We start from the raw sequence: 19,573 nt of genomic DNA, 5'->3' as shown, positions 1-19,573 counted from the left end.
AGGGGTCGGGGGGTGGCCCATGATGAGTGGCGCGACCTTGGATTCAGGAACTGTGGCCGGCGAACGGTTGTCACGTGACGTGAGCGAGCCGCAGGATCCGCTCGAGGGTGGCGGGGTCGCCCTGCCAGTGGGCGGCGACCCGGTCGCGTCCGGCGGTGGCGATGATGTGGCGGATGGCCCAGGCCACGATGAGAACGTCGTCGAGGTGACCGAGCCCAGGGATGAAGTCGGGGATGAGGTCGATGGGCAGGGCGAGGTAGGCGACGGTGGCGCCGGCGACGAGCTTGGCGCGGCGCGGAGTGTCAGGGTCGCGCAGGAGGTCACGGAAGAGCGCCAGGCAGTCGGGCACCAGCCGGAGCAGTTTCCGCAGGGCGTCTTGGTCTCGGCTGGCGGCGCGTGCAGCCACCGCGAGCATGGCGCCGACAGCCGAGACCGCGATGAGCAGCCAGGACCACCACGGCAAGTGTTGAGTCCTTCCCGATGGTCGGAGTGGTTTCTATCCGCTGAGGTCGGGATGGTCGATGGCGACGTCGGCGTAGCGGCTGGCGGTGCGCATGGTGACGTTGAACAGGTCGGCGAGCCGGCGCACGTCGCCGCGGGTAGCGACGGCCACGTCGAGGATGCGCTCCTGGCGCAGCGCATGGGGGACATGCCCAGGGTGCGCCAGATCCAGTTGGGCCGGCGGGGCCGGTGCCCAGCGCGGAGCGGGACGTGACGAACAGGTGCGGGTTTGCGGTGTTGGGCCAGCGGCGGTTGCGGTGATCGAGGTAGGCCGCCACGCGCACGGTGACCGGGGCGGCGAGCGGGATGGTTCGTTGGTCGAGGTGCAGCCGCCGGTCGAGGCTGTCGGTCAGGTGCAGTCGGCACAGCTCGGCGGAGCGCAGCCCATGGAAGGCCACGAGCGCGGCGATCGCGGCGCGGGCAGGGTCGGCGGAGCCGAGCGCGTCGCGGATCTGGTCGAGGTCGGCCGGCAGGGGCTGGCGTCGTTCGAACTGGCCGATGTCGGTGCGGGTGACCGGGTTGGTGAAGATCACCTTGTGAGCCTTGAGGGTCGCGAAGATCGACCGCAGCGCCACCCCCAGGGTGGCGCGGGGGTTGCCCGAGGGCGGCAGGGCGGCGGCGATGTCGGCGCGGCTGATCTCGCGCAGCGACGTGTGGCCGGCGGCGGCCCAGCCGCGCAGGGTCGGCATGGCCCAGCGGAGGCGGGTCTTGATCGTGGTCGGCGAACGCGGCCGGGTGCATGGCGGGGTGGTGTGGCCCTGGTGCAGCACGGTGAACCACAACCGCAGCTCGTCAGCCATGCGGGCAGGCAGCCCCGCGATCTGCCGGTCGAACCACGCGACCAGGGCCGGGGTGCGGTCGTCCTCGAGCGGCGCGACCTGGTCGAGCATGCGCAAGGTGTGCCCGGCCGGGAGGTCGCTGGCGTTGAGCGCCGCGGTGACCTGGCTGGCATGGATGGTGCGGCCTGCGGGCAGGTCCGCGAGAACCTCGTTGATCGCTCGACGGACCTTCTTGGTGGTGGCCGGGCTCCAACCGTGGGCCGCGTGGTCCGCCGCCAGGTCGAGCACGAGGGGAAGTTGGCGTGGGGGATCGGCCGGAACGGGTCGAACAGGCGCAGCTGCCGCGGGTCACGGACCCGCCGCGACGTGGCGGGCGTCGCCGTCACGCGGGGGGCGTCGGGTGGTCCGCACACCTCCGGCCGAACGGTCGCCCGATTGAACGACGTCAGGGAGGGTGGCCGGCCGGTGCTGGTCTGGTGAGCCAGCGCTTGATGAAGGGGCTCGCGTCCAGCTCGCTGTCAGCGAGGTCAGGCAGCGGGGCAGGGTCACAGGCGGCGAGCGTGAGTCGCTCCAAGGTCGGGCGGACGAGCCGGGGGAGCTCGAGGGTGCGGCGCCGGTGGTTCTTGGTCGCGCGGATGGTGTTGCTGTGGGCCGAATAGCAGCGACGGATGTGAACCACCCCGCGGGAGAGGTCCACGTCCTGCGGTGTCAGTCCGGCGATGTCGCCGAAGCGCACGCCGAGGCTGAGCTGCAGCAGTGGGTATCGCGCTGCCAGCCTCGGAGCTCGTTGAGCGCGTTCCTCGCCTGAGCCCGCTCGAGGACCGGCTGCTGTTCGCGCTGGCGACGGGGGCGGTGCTTCTTGGCCCGCACGGGGGACCCCTGAAGGGGACAGCCCGTCGGCGTCGTTAGCGGCTGTTTGAGTGGTGGTCGGGGGCAGAATCGAACTGCCGACACCGCGATTTTCAGTCGCGTGCTCTACCTACTGAGCTACCCGACCCGGGTTGCAGAACCGCCGATCACGGCCGTTCTGAGCGGAGCTGACGGGATTTGAACCCGCGACCTTCACCTTGACAGGGTGACGAGCACTCCAAACTGCTCCACAGCTCCCGGTGCATCACGTACGCGGTGGGCCGCGCAGGACTCGAACCTGCAACCAGCGGATTAAAAGTCCGTTGCTCTGCCAGTTGAGCTAGCGGCCCGCTCGGCGGCGCCACCGCAGCGCGCCGATGCTACCGGCGGCGACCACCCCTGCCAACCACTCGCCGGCCGCCGACCTTCCCCGCACCCCATCTGCGCCGAGGCGCCGAAGGACGCCGTCCAGCACCGTTAGCCTGGCGACGGGTGGTGCTGCGAGCGACGAGGTCGACCGGAAGCGTGCCGAGGAGGGCGGGTGCGCGGGGACGCGGAAGAGCGGTTGGCCACCCGCGGCGACGTGACCGTCGACCTGGTCGACGCCGCCGACAGCCCGACGGCGTTGCGCCTGATCGAGACGCTCGAGGCGCGCGTCGATGCCCCGCTGATCGACGAGTCCGAACGTGCCCGCCTGCAGGCGCTGGCGGAGACAGGTGACCAGCCGCGGCGCTGGATCCCGATGCTGGCGCGCGCGCACGGCAGCGCCGTCGGGTACGCCGGCGTGGTGGTGCCCGCCGCTGATGACGCTGCCGGCGACGATGGCGGGGCCGCTGGCGGTGACCTCGCCGTGGACCGCGACCGGCCCGCCTGCGACGACGCGACGGTCGCGCTGCTGCAGGCGACGCTCGGGGTCGCCGCGCGTCACGGCGCGGCACGGCTACGGATCTGGGTCCGCCACGCCCGCGCTGGTGACCGCCGCTGCGCGGAGACCGCCGGTCTCTCGGTGGACCGACGTTTGGCCGTGCTGGGTCGGTCGCTCGATCGTGTCGGACCCGTGGAGCTCCCCGACGGCGTCGAGGTGCGCGCCTTCCGCCCAGGCCAGGACGACGACGAACTCGTCGACGTGCTCGCTGCGGCCTACGCCGGGACGGCCGAGTCCGGGTGGGATCGTCAACGCCTCGACGAGCGAGCCGCATACTCGTGGTTCGATCCGAGCGACCTGCTGGTCGCAGAGGATCCCTCGGGTCAGCTGGTCGGCCTGCACTGGACCAAGGTGCGACCGGACGGCAGGGGGGAGGTCTACAACCTGGCCGTGCATCCCGACGTGCATGGTTCGGGGTTGGGCCGGGCACTGCTGCGGGCCGGCCTGGCCCACCTGGCGGACCGCGGCTGCGGCGAGGCGATCCTGTGGGTCGACCAGGCGAACGAGGCCGGCGTCGGCCTGTACCGCGACGAGGGCTTCACGCGGCGCTGGACCGATGTGGCGTTCGTCGCTGACATGACTGCCCGAACGGGCGGGCCGGCGCACTGAACGCTACGTCTAGATGACCCCACGCTGAGTGAAGACAGCGTGAGGGTCGCGACTTGACACGTGCAGCGCGGATCGCGGTCCGGCTGCTGCAGTTGACCGCGGTCCTGGCGGCCAGCGCGCTGCTGGTCTCGACCATCCTGCTCCCGGTCCCCCTCTTCGCCGACCGCGCCGTGGCGCTGGTCGACGAGACGATCCTCGACGTCCCGCCGCTGCCGCCGCCTGGAGACCACCCACCGCTGGCGCTGACCTCGTACATGGTCGCGGCCGACGGCACCTTCCTCGCCGAGCTGCACGGGCCGGTCCACCGGGTGCGGGTCGGGCTGTCCGACATCCCCGCGATCACCCGCCAGGCCGTGATCGCCACCGAGGACGCCAGCTTCTACGAGCATCGCGGTGTCGATCACCGGGCGATCGTCCGAGCGGCGATCACCAACTACCGCGCCGGCGAGATCGAGGAGGGGGCCTCCACCATCACCCAGCAGTACGTCCGCGCCATCCTGCTCAGCCGCGAGCAGACGCTCGAACGCAAGATCACCGAGGCGGTGTGGGCGGTGCAGCTCGAACGGCAGCTGACCAAGGACGACATCCTCGAGCGGTACCTGAACACGGCGTACTTCGGGAACGGTGTGTACGGCATCGGGACCGCCGCCGGCTTCTACTTCTCCAAGCAGATCTCCGACCTCGGCCTGGTGGAGTCGGCGCTGCTGGCCGGCCTGCTCCGCGGACCGGAGCGGTACAACCCGCTGCGCCAACCCGATGCGGCCCGCACCCGGCGCGACATCGTGCTGTCACAGATGGTCGCCAACGGGTTCATCACCGCCGAGCAGGGCCGAGAGACCCGCACCCGCGAGCTGCAGCTGACGATCCGCCAGGAGCCCGGGCCCGTCGAGCCCTTCTTCGTCGAGTGGGTCAAGCGCGTCGCCTACGACCCGGCCATCGACCTGCAGCCGAAGCTGCAGGCCGCGCTGGGCGCGGACCCCGAGGAGCGACTGCGACGGGTGCTGGAGGGCGGCGTGACGCTGGTGACGACCCTCGACCCGGTCCTGGACCGCCACGCCGACAACACGCTCGACGCATGGCTGACCGACCCGATCTCCGATCCCCTGGGCGGTGTGGTCACGATCGAGCCCTCCGACGGGGCGATCCGTGCGATGGCGGTGGGCCCGAAACGGTTCGGTGACTGCCCACCCGAGCAGCGGGTGTGCGAGGTCACCAAGGTCTACCCGCTGGTGCCCGGCGGCGGCGGCCGGCTGGGCCGCCAACCCGGATCGGCGTTCAAGCCGTTCGTCGCGGCGGCAGCGCTGTCGCAGGGTGCCCCGCCCGGGTGGGAGACGACCACCGAGTCGGGCGAGCCGGTCCCCGGTTGCGGGACCGAGCGCGAGCCGTACGCGCCGCACAACTACTCGCGCAGCGATCGTGGCCCGCGCGACATGTACTCGGCGACCCAGGCGTCGGTGAACGTCTACTTCGTCAAGCTCGCCAGGGCGGTCGGCGTCTCGCAGGTGCGCGACATGGCACGGCGTGTGGGGATCGAACACTCCCCGAACCTCGACCAGTTCGGCGACAACTCGTGCTCGATCGCGCTGGGCACGGCCAACGTCTACCCGCTGGAGATGGCAGCCGCCTATGCCACGATCGCCAACGACGGCGTCCGCTGCCGCCCGTATGTGATCGCCCGGGTCGAGGACCGGGACGGCGCGGCGATCTACGAGCACGAGCCCGACTGCGAGCAGGCCATCGATCCCAGCGTCGCCCAGCGTCTGACCGACATCCTGCAGGGCCCGCCGAGCTCGGCCGGGACCGCACCGGTGGTGGGGCGCACCCTGGGCCGCCCCGTGGCAGGCAAGACCGGCACGACCAGCGACTGGCGCGACGCGTGGTTCGTGGGCTTCGTCCCGCAGTACGCGACCGCGGCGTGGGTGGGCTACGAACTGCCGACCTGCCCGCCGGGACAGAGGGTGGGTTGTGGTCGGATGCTCAGCGTCGAGGCGGCCGGGACAACGTGGCGCCGCGTCACGGGGGGCAGCATCCCGGCGCACATGTGGGCCGACTACATGGCGCTGGCCGTCCGGGAGCTGCCGGTGCGTGGCTTCCCCGATCCGGGCCCCGTCGCGCACGCGACCGTCCCCAAGGTCGTCGGCACGTCGCAGGACGCGGCCGTCGAGGTCCTGCAGCGACACGGCCTCCGGGTGCGGCTCCGCCCCGCCTCCCGCCGGGCGGCCGCCGGCACGGTGGTCGAGCAGCGGCCCTCGGCCGGGACCGAGGTGGAGCCAGGATCGTTGGTCGTGATCGACGTCAGCGACGGCAGCGGCTGATCACGCCCGCTCGCCGGGCGGGACCATCTTGTACCCGACGCCGCGGACGGTCGCGACCATCGACTCGTGTTCGGGGCCGAGCTTGGCGCGCACCCGCCGGATGTGCACGTCCACCGTCCGGGTCCCGCCGAAGTAGTCGTACCCCCACACCTCCTGCAGGAGCATCTCGCGGGTGAACACCCGGCCGGGGCTCCCCGCCAGCGTCTTCAGCAGCTCGAACTCCTTGTAGGTCAGGTCGAGTGGTTCGCCGCGGAGGCGAACCTGGTAGCTGTCCTCGTCGACCACCAGGTCACCGACCTCGGCCTTGCGGTTGGCGCGGGCCGTCTCCGCACGGTCGGCGACGAGCCGCAGGCGCGTCTCGACCTCGCCAGGTGACGCGTGCGGCAGGAGCCAGTCGTGGAAGCCCCAGGTCGACTTCAGAGCCGCCAGCCCCCCTTCGGAGATCACGACCAGCACCGGCGTGTCGAAGATGTTCACGGCCGCCGACCGGCAGGTGGCGGCAGCCTCCCGCAGGTCGGCGGTGGCGTCGATGACGATCACGTCACACTCGCCGACGCCGGTCAGCGCCGAGGGGTCCAGCCGTGCGTCCTGGAGGGTGTGGTCGAGGTACTCCAGCGAGGGCAGCAGCGACTTCCCGCCGCCGGCGCGTTGGGTGAGCACCAGCAGGTGCACGCTGGTCTCCTTCGGTACCCGTGGCAGGCTACCGGTGCGGCGGGGTGCAACGGCGTGGGGCGCCGGGATGGTCCTTGGTGTGAACGTTGCCGCCTCGGTAGGTTCTCACTGTTGTCACTGCCGGGCTGGGCGCCTCGGTGTTCGGTGGGTTGCATTCAGTGCGAACCGTTGTGTCAGGAGGGCGACGGTGGCGTCGCAGACCGTGGCCGACGCGGCCACCGAGGAAGAGGGGATCTCGGTGGCGCATGCGTTGGCGGTCCCGACCCGCGCCGGGATCTACCGGCGGCTGCGGACGGAGGGCCAGCCGGTCAGCGCTCGCGAGGCGGCCGAGATGTTCGGGTTGCACCCCAACGTGGCCCGCACGCACCTCGACACGCTGGCAGAGGCCGGGTTGGTCGTCACCGGCCGGCGCAAGCAGCCCGGCGGCGGCCGCCCCGCCAAGGTCTACGTCGCACGCGAGCAGGCAGACGGCGGGCGCCCCGACGCCATCCCGCCCGGGAGCCAGCTCGCGGTGGGGATCCTCACCGAGGTCGTCCGTGACCTGGCGGACGGCGAGGATCGTGCCGAGCGTCTGGCCCGGGAGCACGGTCGGCGACTCGTCTCGGCAGTGGCGGGGAAGGCCGGTCAGCGCGACTTCCAGGCTGCTGCGGTCGTTGCCGTCGAGGCGCTGCGTGGGGCCTTCCCGGAGGTGCGCATGGTCGCCCGCGACGCCGACGCCGTCCAGGTCGAGGGGCTGGAGGTCGGGCTGCGCCTGGTCGGTGAGGCCGACGGCGCGGTCGGCGACGCGCTCGCGCGGGGCCTGCTCGACGGGGCGCTGGCCGCGGCCGGTGCTGTCGCGACGGTCACCTCCAGCGAGGGCATCGTGCGGGCGGTTCCCGACGTCACCGGCGTCGCTGCCCCCGTGCCGGTGGCGACGGTGGATGCCCGCGGGAAGACCTACCAGGCCGGGGTGGTCGCCACGATGCGGCGGATCATGGAGGTGCAGGCCGGCGAATGCCTCGAGGTCCTCACCGACATGCAGGGGGCCCCGGCGGCGTTCGCGCGGTGGGCCGACCGCGCCGGCCATCAGGTGATCGATGTGGCCCGCGTCCGCGACCTCAAGGGCAACAAGGCTGTGCGGTTGCTCGTGCGGCGCGCCCCGGAGGTCCGCCGGTGAACGTCGTCCTGCTGACCGCCCGCGACCCGCTGCAGGCCGCCGACGTCGCCCATCCGGTGCGCCTGGCGCGCCAGCTGAGCGGTGGCGGTGACGACGTCGTGCTGGTGCTGGTCGAGGACGCGGTCACGCTGGCCCGGGCCGGACACACGTGGAGCGACGCGCTCGCGGCGGCGCACGCGGCCGGGGTCCGGATCGTGGCGGAACAGGAGGCGCTATCCCGCCGCGCCGTGCACCGTCTGGTCGAGGGCGTGAAGCCGATCTCGCTCGGCGACACGGTCGACCTCCTCGTCGACTGGTCGGATCGGAGGGCGTGGCTGTGACGCAGGCAGGGCGCTCATGACGCGGCCGACCGGCCGCACGCTGACGCTGGTGCTGGGCACCGGCCCCGACGACGGCGCCACGGTCGCGGCTCTGCAGCTGGCCGAGCAAGCCATCGGCCGCGGTCACCGCGTGGCGGTGTACGCCTACGGCGACGGGGTGCGCACCAGCGCCGCCGGCTCGACCTCCGCGGCGCACGTGGCGGCGCTGCTCCGACAGGGCCTCCACGGCGGGCTGCTGAGCTGGGTCGCTGACCAGGGCCACCTCGCCGACGGGGCGGCGCAGAACCAGGTTCCGGGGGTGCTGCCCGGCGACGGTGGCGACCTGTGGCGGTTCGTCCGGGACGGGGACGTGGTCCTCGGGGTCGGTCGGTGAGGGGGGTGGTGCGATGGTGACCCGTGTGCTGTCGGTGCTGCGCAACGCCGATCCCGGCGCGCCCCGCGCGGCGGACCCGGTGATCGACCTCAACGCCTACGCGCTGGCCGAGGACGTCGAGCTCACGCTCGTGCTGAAGGCCGCCGGGGTGGAGCTGGGGTTGGCCGGGGCGCACGTCCGGCCGGCCACGATCGGGGGCCTGGACGTCCCGGCCGCGACCGCGGAGGACGACCTGCGGGCGTTGCTCGCCAGCGGTGTCCGCGTCTTGGCGGTCGAAGAGGACCTCGCCGCCCGGGGGCTGGGGGCCGCCGATCTCGTGGAGGGCATCGAGACCGTGCCCGAAGCGGCGCTGGCCCCTCTCCTGACCGAGCAGGATGTAACCCTCACGTGGAGCTTGACATGAGTGAGACCGTTCCCCGCCGTGAGCAACAGCAGATCGACGTCCGTGGCCCCCGCTTCTCGGCGGCCATCACGATGACCGTGCTGGCGTTGGCCCTGATCATCCGCGGGCCGGTCGGGATGGCGCTGGTCGCCTGGCAGACCGCGGCGTTCGCCGTCGCCGCGATCGCCGGGCTGCGGTGGTCGCCGTACGGCAACCTGTTCCGGGCCGTCAAGCGCCGCTTCGACCTGGGGCCGCCCCCGGAGACCGAGCCGGAGGGCCCGCCCCGCTTCGCGCAGGCCAGCGGCCTGGTGTTCACGCTGGCAGCGCTGGCGGCGTTCGCCGTCGGGGCTCAGACGGTCGGGTGGGTCCTGACCGGCGTGGTCCTGGCGCTGTCGGCGCTGCTGGCGCTGACGGGGATCTGCGTGGGGTGCGAGCTGTACCTCGTCGGCCAGCGGCTGCGGTCGCGGGGAGCCTGACCGCAGGTGGAGGATCTGCTCGTGCGCCTGGCGGTGGTCGTCGCCGTCCTCGGCGGCGTGGCACTGGTCGGGGCGTGGTGGCGGCGCCGCGAAGGGCAGGTCCGCCGCCCCGCCGGCGCGGGCTTCTCCCCGGCGGAGCTGCGCGCGGTCGGGTTGGGGGACGACACCGTCGCGGTGCGCGGGTTGCTGTTGACCTCGCCGACCTGCGCGCCGTGCCGCACGGTCAAGCGCGTGCTGACCGAGGTGGGCGACGCCCGCGCGGGGTTCGCGTGGGTGGCCGTCGACGTCGCCCACCATCTGGAGCTCGCCCGCCACCACCACGTCCTGCGCGTCCCGACCCTGTTCCTGGTCGACGCCGACGGCCGTGTGCTGGCCAGGACCAGTGGGGTCCCCGCGGTCCGCGACATCGCACGGGTCGTCGACCAGCCTGCCGGCGACGACGCTCGCGGCGCGCTGACCTGAACCCGGGTGGCCCGACGAGCCACTCATGTCGCCGCAGGCGGTCGTGGCCCGACCGATTTGCCCGGGGGATCCACCGCATCGTGGTGATGATCCATCTCCACTACAGACCCCCCGCCTCGCTGGCCGATACCTTCCCCGAGGTCCGGGCCCTGCTGGGGGCTCCGGCCTGCGTCTCGAGGAGCCGACGTGGCCGAGCAGGTACGGGGCGGGGCGCGACCCCGGTGGGTGGGACGCGCCCTGGCTGCGCTGCTCGCCATGCTCTTGGCCGTCCCGGCCGGACCGCTGCTCGCCCCCCCCGCGGCCGCCGCGGCGGGTGACGTGTGCTACACGGCGTCGAACGGCACCGACCGGCTGATCGCCGTGGAGCGCGACACTGCAGCCGCCGCGGAGGTCGGCCCGTTCGGCGTCGAAGTCACCGACGTCGACGCGCTGGCGTTCGACGCGGCGGGCACGACCCTGTACGCGGCCAACGCCGGCCAGCTGGGGATCGTCGACCTCTCCACCGGCGCGTTCGCGGCCCGACCGAGTCCCTTCGGCCCGAGCTACACCGACGTGGACGGGATCGCCTTCCAGCAGTCCACCGGTGACCTGTACGGGGCGGCCCGGACCGGGAGCGCCGTTCCCGACCTGCTGTTCCGCATCGACCCGGTCACGGGCGCGGCCATCGCGAGCCACGGGGAGATCACCGGGGCGAACGTGCACAAGCAGGTCGACGACCTGGCCTTCCACCCGGCGGGCACGCTGTACGGCATCGCCAGCAACGACGGGGGCAGCCCCGACCTGATCACGATCGATCCCGCCACCGGCGCGGCGACGCGGATCGCGCCGTTGCACAGCGCCAACGCCCCCTCGGGGATCTCGCACGTCAAGGGCCTGAGCTCCACCCGAGACGGGATGCTCTACGCCACCACCGGCAGCTCCTCGAACCGCCCCAACCGGCTGTACCGGGTCGACCCTGCCACTGCCAGCCTCACCGGGGTCGGAGACATCACGGCCGGGAGCGATCACGCCGCGATCGCCTGCGGCGCCGCGCCCAACACGATCTCGGGAGCGGTGTACCACGACGACGACGCCGACGGTCTGCGGGACGTCGGGGAGCCGGGCACCCAAGGTGCGAAGGTCCGCCTGTTCCGCGACGCCGATGTGGACGGCACGCTCGGTACCAGCGACCCGTTGCTGGCGACCACCACGACCGACTCCGCCGGGGCGTACGCGTTCGTGCTCGTGGCGACCGGCCGGTTCCTGGTGCAGGTGGACCGCGGCCCCCCGCTCCCCACCGGGGCGGTGGTGCGCCCGTCGGACACGCGGCCGGTCACCGTCGACGGCTTCGGCACCACCACAGCCGGGAACGACTTCGGCTGGCGTCTGGCCGCCATCCGGGGCCTCGTCTTCGTCGACGAGGACAGGAACGGGTCGCTGAACGGGACCGAGAGCGGCCTGTCGGGCGTCACGGTGACGCTGACCCCCTCGTCCGGCGGGTCGACGCAGACCATGACGTCCGCCGCCGACGGCTCCTACGACTTCGACGGGCTGCTGGCCGGCGAGTACACCGTCGCGGTTACCGTGCCCGCGGGGTGGGTCGCGACCACCGTCACCAGCCGCGTCGTCGGCGTGGCGGCCGGGGAGATCGCAGACGGCAACCACTTCGGTGTTCGTCGCGCCGTCGCCGACCTCCAGGTCACCAAGAAGGCCGAGCCCACCAACCCCAACGTCGGGAGCGACGTCACTTACACGGTGACCGTCACCAACGCCGGCCCGGACACCGCCACCGGCGTGGTGGTCACCGACGACCTGCCCGCCCAGGTCACCGCGGTGGACACCACCGGTTGGGTCTACGACGCCGACACCGGCCTGTGGGTGTGGACGGTCGGGGACCTGGCGTCCGGGACGTCGGCCACCGGCACGATCGTCGCCCGGGTCGACGGGCCGGCCGTGGACGACAACGTGGCCACCGCGACCTCAGACGCGCTCGACATCGACACCGCCAACAACCAGGGCACCGCCACGGTCACGCCGGTGCAGGCCGACCTCCGCGTCACCAAGCAGGTCGACGACTCCACCCCCGACGCCGGGCAGACGATCAACTTCGTCGTCACCGTCACCAACGACGGGCCCGATGCGGCCAGCGGGGTCCAGGTCACCGACCAGATCCCCGCGGAGCTGACCTACGTCAGCCACCTGGCCGCGTCGGGCACGACCTACGACCGCACCACCGGCGTGTGGGACGTCGGTGATCTCGGCGTCGGCGCGTCGCGCAGCCTCAGCATCGTGGCCCGGGTCGACCGCCCCGACCCGGTCACCAACACCGCCGCGGTCACCGCGTCCGTGCAGTACGACCCCGTTACCGCCAACAACACGGCTGAGGTCACGGTCACGCCCAACGCGGTGGACCTCGCGCTGGCCAAGCTGGTCGACGTCGACGACCCCAACCTCGGTGACGAGGTGACGTTCACGCTGCGACTGACCAACGCCGGCCCCGCCGACGCCACCGGCGTGGAGGTCCGCGACACGCTCCCCGACGGGCTGACCTACGTCCCCGGCTCCGCCGCCGGCCCCGGCAGCTTCGACGAGGCCACCCTGACGTGGCGCCCCGGTGGCGTCCCCGGGACCGGCGCCAGCGTCGACCTGACCTTCCGGGCGCTGGTCGGGGTCGGCGCGATCGGCGGCGCGACCAACGTGGCCGAGATCGTCGCGGTCGACCAGTTCGATGTCGCCGGTGCCGACCGCGCCACCGCCACCGTCACCCCCCAGGTGGTCGACCTGGCGGTGACCAAGAGCGTCGACGACCCCGCACCGCGGCCGGGCGACGACGTGACGTTCACGATCGCCGTCACCAACGACGCCGGCATCGCCGGCGTCACCGGCCATGCCGCCACGGGCGTCGTGGTCGAGGACACCCTCCCGGCTGGTGTGGCCTACGTGGGGGCGACACCCGCACCGACGCTGGTGGACGAGCGATCCGACGGCACCACCGTCGTGCGCTGGACCGGCCTGGCGATCGCCTCCGGCGAGACCGTGTCGTTGAGCGTGCGCGCGACGGTCTCGGCGGTACGGCAGGTGACCAACGTGGCGGCGGTGGTGGACGCCGACCAGCACGACGTCGACTCGACGTTCCCCGCCGCGCCCGGTGACGCCCGCGGGCAGGTCTCGCTGAACGCGGTCGACGCCGACCTGGCCGTCGCCAAGGAGGTCGACCAGGCCGCCCCGCGGTTCGGCGACACCGTGACCTTCACCGTGACGGTGACCAACCTCGGCGAGGAGGAAGCCACCGGGGTGGTCGTCGAGGACGTCATCGATCCGCGACTGCGGCTGGTGGCGGCCTCCGGTGACGGCACCTACGACCCCACCACCGGCCTGTGGACGGTCGGGACGATGCTCGCGGGCGGGTCGGCGCAGCTGTCGCTGGCGGTGGTGCCCACCGAGGGAGGCAGCATCACCAACACCGCAGGGGTGGTCGCCGTCGACCAGCACGACCCGGACGCCAGCAACGACTCGGCCAGCGCCACGATCGTGGTCGAGCCACCCGCCGCCGTGGCCGGTGTGGTGTGGGACGACCGTGACGGTGACCGCGCGCGGGGCGCCGCTGAGGGCGGCCTCGCCGGCGTCGGCCTCGAACTGGTCGCCGACCCCGACCAAGCCGCGACGGTGGTGGCCACCACCACGACCGCCGACGACGGCACCTACCGCTTCGGGGGGCTGGGGTCGGGGACCTACGAGGTCCGCGTCAGCGCCCCACCTCCCGGCTACGAGCCGACCACCGCCACGTCCCAGCGGGTGACCGTCGCCGCCGGTGAGGAGCTGACCGGGGTCGACTTCGGGTACTGGCGCCCCGCGACGATCGCCGGCATCGCCTACGAGGACGTCGACGGCGACGGTCGACGCGGCGACACGGAGCCGCCGTTCGCCGGGGTGGAGGTGACCCTCTACGCCGATACCGACGCCGATGGCCGCGCGGACGGGGCCGCGCTGGCCACGACCGCCACCGACGAGACCGGGAAGTTCAGCGTCGGCGGCCTGCCCCCTGGCAGCTACGTGGTCGACCCGGCCGACCCGGATCGGTTCATCCTGACCACCGGCAACGACCCGGTCGCCGTCGTGGTCGGTCCCGGCGACGTCCGCGACGACCTGGCGTTCGGGTACCAGGCGTACGCCCCGGCCGTGACGGTCACGCCCGACCAGGCCGGGCGGAGCGAGTCGCCGGGGACGGTGACCTACCGCCACACCGTGTCGAACCTCGGCAACGTGGCCGACTCCTACACCCTCGAGGCGGTCAGCGGACGCGGCTGGCCGGTGAGCGTCCACCTCGACGCCGACGGCGACGGGACCCTCGACCCCGACGAGACCGAACCGGCCGGCGACACCGGGGTCGTCCCACGCGGGCAGAGCGTGCAGGTCCTCGCCGTGGTGACCGTCCCGCCCGACGTGCCGCGCGGCCAGCAGGACGTGGCGACGGTCACGGCCCGCAGCCGCATCGACCCCGACGTCCTGGGCCAGGCCCGTGACACCACCACGGTGATCGCCCCGGTGATCGACGTCACGCTGACCTCGGCCCCCGAGGGCGGGGTCGCGACCCCCGGGCGGCACATCACCTACACCATCACGGTCACCAACAGTGCGGTCGACGCCAACGTCGCCACCGCCGTGGACGTGGTCCTCGACGACCCGACCCCCGCGGCCGGCAGCTTCGTCGACACATCGTTCACCATCGACGGTCAGACCCAGCCGCCCGCGACCAGCTTCCCGCTGGCGTTGGGGTCGATCGAGCCGGGTGAGGTCCGGACCGTCACCGTGGCGCTGCTGCTCGCCCGGCCGCTGCCCAACGGCAGCGAGGTCCGCAACACCGCCACCGCCACCGCCGGCAACCCGCAAGGCGACCCACGCAGCGACAGCGCCACGGCCGTCGACGTGATCGTCTCGGCGCCGGTCCCCCAGCTGACCAAGACGTCACGCCCGCTCCCGGGGAGCGAGGTCAAGGCCGGGGAGGAGATCACCTACCGGGTGACCGTCGCCAACGCACCGTCCGCGACCGACCACTGGCGTGACGTGGTGGCGACCGACGACGCGCCCAGCGGCACCACGTACGTGACCGGCTCCGCCACCGCCAACGGCACCCCGGTCGCCGACGGGCCCGATGGGACCAACCCGTTCGCGGCCGGGTACACGGTCGGTGACCTCCCCCCCGGCGGGTCGGTCGTCCTGGAGTTCCGGGTCCGCAACGCCGATCCCGTCACCGACGGGGCGGTCCTGGTGAACGTCGCATCGGCGACCGGGAGCAACCTCGGGCCGCTGTACGCCACGACGAGCCACGCGGTGGACGCCAACCGCCGGGTGCTGCTCACCCCCGACGGGGCCGAGACCGTGGAGGCCCCCACGGCGGTCGTCTACCCGCACCAGCTCCGCAACGACGGTGACGTCACCGACAGCTACACGCTCGGTGCGTGGAGCGACCACGGCTGGGCTGTGCGGCTGTACCACGACGTCGACGGCGACCGGAGCCTGGACGCTGGCGAGCCGGAGATCGACCGGGTCGGTCCGGTCGCCCCCGCCGCCACTGTGAACCTGCTCGCGGTGATCGACGTGCCCAGCGGCCACCCGTCGGGCACCGTGGACACCACGACCGTGTCCGCCGCCTCGGCCAGTGACCCGTCGGTCACCGCCTCGGCGTTCGACGCCACCACCGTCGTCACCGGGCAGCTGCAGGTCGCCAAGTCGGTCAGCCCCCCCAGCACCGTCGTCAACCCCGGGCAGCGTCTGACCTACACGGTCGCGGTCACCAACGTCGGCGGGGCGCCGGCGCGCGGCGTCGTGCTGGTCGACGACACGCCGCAGGCCACCACCTACCGTCAGGGCACCACCACTCTCGACGGGGTCCCGTACCCCGACGCCAGCACGGGCGACCGCAACCCGCTGAGCTCGGAAGCCGGCGGGCTGGCGCTCGGTGACCTGCGCGCCGGGGCGACCGTGACCGTCACGTTCGAGGTCACCGTCGCCGCGCCCCTGCCGGACAACACCCAGGTCGTGAACGTCGCCGACGCCACCGGCGACGGGGGCCTGGCAGCGTCGGACAGCGTCAGCCAGATCGTCTCCAGCAGCCCGGTCCTCGACGTGGTGAAGACCGCCGACCCGCCCGCACCGGGCCCGCTGACGGCGTCGCAGCTGGTGACCTACACCGTGACCGTCCGCAACCTCGGCGACCGCGCCGCCACCGGCGTCACCGTGACCGACCCGACCCCGTTGGGGACGCGGTACGTGGCGGGGAGCACCACGTTGGACGGTGCGCCCGTAGCCGACATCGGCGGGGCTGACCCCAACCCGCTCGGCGCAGGGGTCGACGTCGGCGATCTCCTGCCGGGCGAGCCGGCCCGCACCGTGCGGTTCCAGGTCCGCGTCGACGATCCGATCGCCGACGGTGCGACGATCGAGAACTTCGCGTCGGCCGCCGCCTCCGAGGGTGTGACCGCGGTGTCGGCCCCGGTCCGACACACCGTCGACGTGACACCTGGCGTGGCGCTGTCGCCCAACCGCACCGGTGATGCGCACTCGCCCGGGCAGGCGGTGTACGCCCACATCGTGGAGAACACCGGGGACGTCACCGACACGTACCAGCTGGAGGCATCGTCCTCCAACGGCTGGCGTGTCGCCGTCTACCGCGATGCCGATGGTGACGGCGCGTGGGACCCGACCACCGAGACCGAGACGCTGGCATCGACCGGTCCGCTCCCGCCCGGCACGCGCCTGGCGCTCCTGGCGGTGCTGCACGTCCCGGCGGACATCAGCCCCGGCACGCTCGACACCGTCACCCTGGCCGCGGTCTCGGTCACCGACCCGGTGGTCCGCGCGGCCGTGGTCGACCGCACCCGCGTGGTCGGCCCCGCCCTGGAGCTCGTCAAGACCTCCGACCCGTCCGGCGACCAGGTCAACCCCGGCCAGACGATCACCTACGCCCTGACGGTCCGCAACCGCGGGACGGTCCCCGCCGCCGACGCGCAGCTGACCGACGAGACCCCGGCCGGCACCACCTACGTCGCCGGCTCCACGGTCCTCGATGGCGGGCCGCTGCCCGACGAAGGTGGCGACGGCAACCCCCTCTCGGCGGCCAACGGCGGCCACGCGCTGGGGACCCTGCAGCCCGGAGACAGCGCACGGGTGGTGTTCCAGGTGACGGTCGACGCCGACGCGGGGCTCGACACGCTGATCACCAACCAGGCCTTGGCCACGGCCGACGACACGCCCGACGCCACCGACGTCCGCGTCCACACCGTGACCGAGGGGCCGGTGCTGCACCTGACCAAGACGGCTGACCCGGCGCCCCGGGGCCCGGTCACGGTCGGCGACGTCCTGCGCTACACGATCACGGTCCGCAACGTCGGCCAACAGGATGCGACCGGGGTGATCATCACGGATGCGACGCCCCTGCACACCGAGTACGTCGCGGGCAGCGCCACCCACGACGGTGTCGCAGTCGCAGGCGTCGATAACCCGTTCGGGGGTGGCTACCTGATCGGGGACCTGCCCGTCGGGGGCGAACCGGTGGTGCTGGGCACCGCCGTGACGGTCGCCGACCCGGTCGTGGACGGCGACGTGATCGTCAACGTCGCCGACGCCACCTCGGCCGAGGGCGCCACCGCCCGCGCCAGCATCGAGCACGACGTCGACGTCCACCCCAAGGTCGCCGTGTCACCCGGCGCGGCCGAGAACGCGCTGCCGGGCGGGAGCGCCACGTACCCCCACACGATCACCAACGACGGCGACGTGTCCGACGCCTACCTGCTCGCCGCCGTCAGCGCCCGCGGCTGGGCGGCGGTCGTCCGCGGCGATCCTGACGGTGACGGGGTGGCACAGCAGCTGACCCGCACGGGGGAGCTGCGCCCCGGCGAGTCCCTGCCGGTCACGGTCACCGTCACCGTCCCTGTGTCGGCGACCCCCGGAACGGTCGACGAGCTGACGTTGACCGCCACGTCGATGGTCGACCCGACCGTCCAGGACAGCGCCGTGGACCGCACCACGGTGGTGGCTGCGCGCCTGACGCTGACCAAGACCGCGAACCCGCAGACGCTCACGCCCGGCAGCCGCGCCACCTACGAGCTCGTGGTGCGCAACGCCGGCGACGCCGCCGCCAACACCGTGCGGCTGTCTGATCCCACCCCGGCCGGCACCCGGTACGTCACCGGGTCGACCCGTCGTGACGGCACCCCGATCGGTGACGTCACCAGCGGGGACGGCAACCCGCTGGGCGTGCCCGGGGGGCTCCTGCTGGGCAACCTGGCTGCCGGCACGTCCACGACGGTGGCGTTCGATGTGGTCACCCTCGCCGACCCCGATCGTGAGGTCATCGTCAACGTCGCCACGGCGACGTCCGCCGATGCTCCCACGGTGCGGGCCGGGACCACCCAGCCCGTCAGCGTCCGCCACGGGCTGGACCTCGGCCCGCCGCGGGTTGGCACGGTGGTCCGGTCGGGTCAGGCGACGTACGCACACGTCCTGACCAACACCGGCGACCTGCCCGACGAGGTCGTGCTGGAGACGCTGAGCTCCAGCGGGTACCCCACGACCCTGCACGTCGACGCCGACGCGGACGGGACGTTGGACGCCGACGAGCCCGAGGTCACCGACCCGCTGCAGCTCGCGGCGGGGGGATCCGTGGCGCTGATCGCGGTCGTGATGGTCCCCGATGGCGCGCCCGGCGGCCTGGAGGACGAGCTCAGCGTCCGCGCCACGAGCCTCGGTGACCCCAACGTGACCGTGGTGGTCACCGACGTGACCAGGGTCGTGGCTGCTGTGCTGGACGCGGTGAAGGACGTCGATCCGCCGGTCGCCGCAGCACTCGGCCAGCATCTGACGTACACGATCCGCGTGATCAACTCCGGCAACGCCGACTCCGAGGCGGTGGTGGTCACCGACCGCACGCCCGCCGGGACGGTGTACGTCCCCGGCAGCGTCCGCGTCGACGGTGCGGCGTTCCCCGACGCCGGCGGCGCCGACGGCAACCCCCTCGACGATCGCGTCGGCGGCGTCGACATCGGACCGGTCCCGGCTGGCGGAGAGCGCGTGGTGACCTTCGAGGCCACAGTGAGCGCCGATGTGGTCGCCGGGACCGAGTTGACCAACGTGGCGCTGCTGAACACCGACGGGGCGATGTTCCCCTCGACGACCGCGACGGTGACGGTGGTCGACGCCGCCTCCCTGCTGGTCGCCAAGGGTGTGAGCATCCCAGGCTTCGCCGAGGTGGGGAGTCGCATCACGTGGACCGTCCAGGTCACCAACGCCAGCCAAGCCACCGCGACCGACGTCGTCGTCACCGACGCGCTCCCGGTTGGACTGTCCTACGTCCCCGGCTCGACCGTCGTGGAGGGGGCGGTCCGGCTGGACGGCGACGGTGAGGTGGTGGGCGATGGGCTGCAGATCGGCCCTCTCCCCGCCGGCGCGACCCGGACCATCGCGTTCGACACGCTCGTGGCCGCCGCGGCGGCGGGTGGCTTCCTGGAGAACGTCGCGACCGCAACCGACCGGGCGTCGGGGACGGCCCTGCTGTCCAACGCCGTGCTGATCGGCGTCCAAGGGGGCGACGGCGGGGTGCCGTTCATGGGGTTCGGGCCGGGCGGGTTCGGGCCGGACGGGTTCCTGGCTCGGACGGGTTCGGGGGTGGGCCGTACCCTCGGTCTCGCCGCCAGCCTGGCGCTCGCGGGTTGGGTGCTGCTGTCCGTCGCCCGCCGCGAGGAACGTCTGGAGCTGCCACCGCCGCCCCGGAGATGAC

General features: G+C 73.0%; 13 protein-coding genes and 3 tRNA genes. 9 read left to right on the top strand and 7 right to left on the bottom strand.

The window, feature by feature from the left end:
• Window positions 1–70: 70 nt before the first annotated feature.
• The 6 genes from KY462_03850 to KY462_03825 form a co-directional block, all read right to left on the bottom strand.
• Complete coding sequence (locus KY462_03850) at window positions 71–349, bottom strand: DUF1232 domain-containing protein (protein MBW3576869.1); 279 nt, start codon at window positions 347–349, stop codon at window positions 71–73.
• The gene (locus KY462_03845; protein ID MBW3576868.1) at window positions 321–1,568 is read right to left on the bottom strand and encodes a hypothetical protein; all 1,248 of its coding nucleotides are present in this window, start codon (window positions 1,566–1,568) and stop codon (window positions 321–323) included. Before KY462_03845 ends, KY462_03850 begins: the two co-directional genes overlap by 29 nt.
• Before the next feature lie 157 nt (window positions 1,569–1,725).
• Complete coding sequence (locus KY462_03840) at window positions 1,726–2,016, bottom strand: hypothetical protein (GenBank protein MBW3576867.1); 291 nt, start codon at window positions 2,014–2,016, stop codon at window positions 1,726–1,728.
• Between the two features lie 185 nt (window positions 2,017–2,201).
• Window positions 2,202–2,277 (bottom strand) — tRNA-Phe (locus KY462_03835).
• 35 nt (window positions 2,278–2,312) lie between these two features.
• Window positions 2,313–2,387, bottom strand: a tRNA-Asp gene (locus KY462_03830).
• 19 nt (window positions 2,388–2,406) lie between these two features.
• Window positions 2,407–2,479, bottom strand: a tRNA-Lys gene (locus KY462_03825).
• A gap of 191 nt (window positions 2,480–2,670) precedes the next feature.
• On the opposite strand from KY462_03825, the gene KY462_03820 reads away from it, so the two are divergent.
• A complete protein-coding gene (locus tag KY462_03820; GenBank protein ID MBW3576866.1) occupies window positions 2,671–3,663 on the top strand; it encodes a GNAT family N-acetyltransferase in 993 nt (330 codons plus the stop codon).
• Window positions 3,664–3,716: 53 nt separating this feature from the next.
• Window positions 3,717–5,978, top strand: coding sequence for a transglycosylase domain-containing protein (locus KY462_03815; GenBank protein ID MBW3576865.1), 2,262 nt, complete (start codon window positions 3,717–3,719; stop codon window positions 5,976–5,978).
• Here KY462_03815 and KY462_03810 read toward each other — a convergent pair whose 3' ends face one another.
• The gene (locus tag KY462_03810) at window positions 5,979–6,650 is read right to left on the bottom strand and encodes a response regulator transcription factor (GenBank protein ID MBW3576864.1); all 672 of its coding nucleotides are present in this window, start codon (window positions 6,648–6,650) and stop codon (window positions 5,979–5,981) included. It lies immediately after the preceding gene.
• 187 nt (window positions 6,651–6,837) lie between these two features.
• Between KY462_03810 and KY462_03805 the strand changes: the two genes are divergently transcribed.
• The 7 genes from KY462_03805 (at window position 6,838) to KY462_03775 (ending at window position 19,572) form a co-directional block, all read left to right on the top strand.
• Window positions 6,838–7,806, top strand: coding sequence for a helix-turn-helix domain-containing protein (locus KY462_03805; GenBank protein ID MBW3576863.1), 969 nt, complete (start codon window positions 6,838–6,840; stop codon window positions 7,804–7,806).
• Window positions 7,803–8,126, top strand: coding sequence for a DsrE family protein (locus KY462_03800; GenBank protein ID MBW3576862.1), 324 nt, complete (start codon window positions 7,803–7,805; stop codon window positions 8,124–8,126). Before KY462_03805 ends, KY462_03800 begins: the two co-directional genes overlap by 4 nt.
• A 16-nt stretch (window positions 8,127–8,142) precedes the next feature.
• Window positions 8,143–8,499 (top strand): hypothetical protein, encoded by a 357-nt coding sequence (locus tag KY462_03795; protein ID MBW3576861.1) that lies wholly within the window; start codon window positions 8,143–8,145, stop codon window positions 8,497–8,499.
• 13 nt (window positions 8,500–8,512) lie between these two features.
• Window positions 8,513–8,902, top strand: a complete 390-nt coding sequence (locus KY462_03790; protein MBW3576860.1) for a DsrE family protein — start codon at window positions 8,513–8,515, stop codon at window positions 8,900–8,902.
• Window positions 8,899–9,357, top strand: a complete 459-nt coding sequence (locus tag KY462_03785; protein ID MBW3576859.1) for a DUF4395 domain-containing protein — start codon at window positions 8,899–8,901, stop codon at window positions 9,355–9,357. Before KY462_03790 ends, KY462_03785 begins: the two co-directional genes overlap by 4 nt.
• 6 nt (window positions 9,358–9,363) lie before the next feature.
• On the top strand, window positions 9,364–9,819 hold the full coding sequence (locus tag KY462_03780; GenBank protein MBW3576858.1) for a thioredoxin family protein: 456 nt from the start codon (window positions 9,364–9,366) through the stop codon (window positions 9,817–9,819).
• Window positions 9,820–10,005: 186 nt separating this feature from the next.
• Entirely contained in the window at window positions 10,006–19,572 is a 9,567-nt protein-coding gene (locus KY462_03775; protein MBW3576857.1) for a DUF11 domain-containing protein, read from the top strand.
• Window position 19,573 lies beyond the last annotated feature (1 nt).

The sequence above is a fragment of the Actinomycetota bacterium genome, from assembly GCA_019347675.1.
In the GTDB taxonomy this organism is placed as follows: Bacteria; Actinomycetota; Nitriliruptoria; order Nitriliruptorales; family JAHWKO01; genus JAHWKW01.
This window is presented reverse-complemented; position numbering and strand designations above follow the sequence as displayed.

Coding starts and splice junctions, on each gene's coding strand:
- KY462_03790 (MBW3576860.1), top strand. CDS start 8,513: ATGGTGACCCGTGTGCTGTCGGTGCTGCGCAACGCCGATCCCGGCGCG.
- KY462_03785 (MBW3576859.1), top strand. CDS start 8,899: ATGAGTGAGACCGTTCCCCGCCGTGAGCAACAGCAGATCGACGTCCGT.
- KY462_03795 (MBW3576861.1), top strand. CDS start 8,143: ATGACGCGGCCGACCGGCCGCACGCTGACGCTGGTGCTGGGCACCGGC.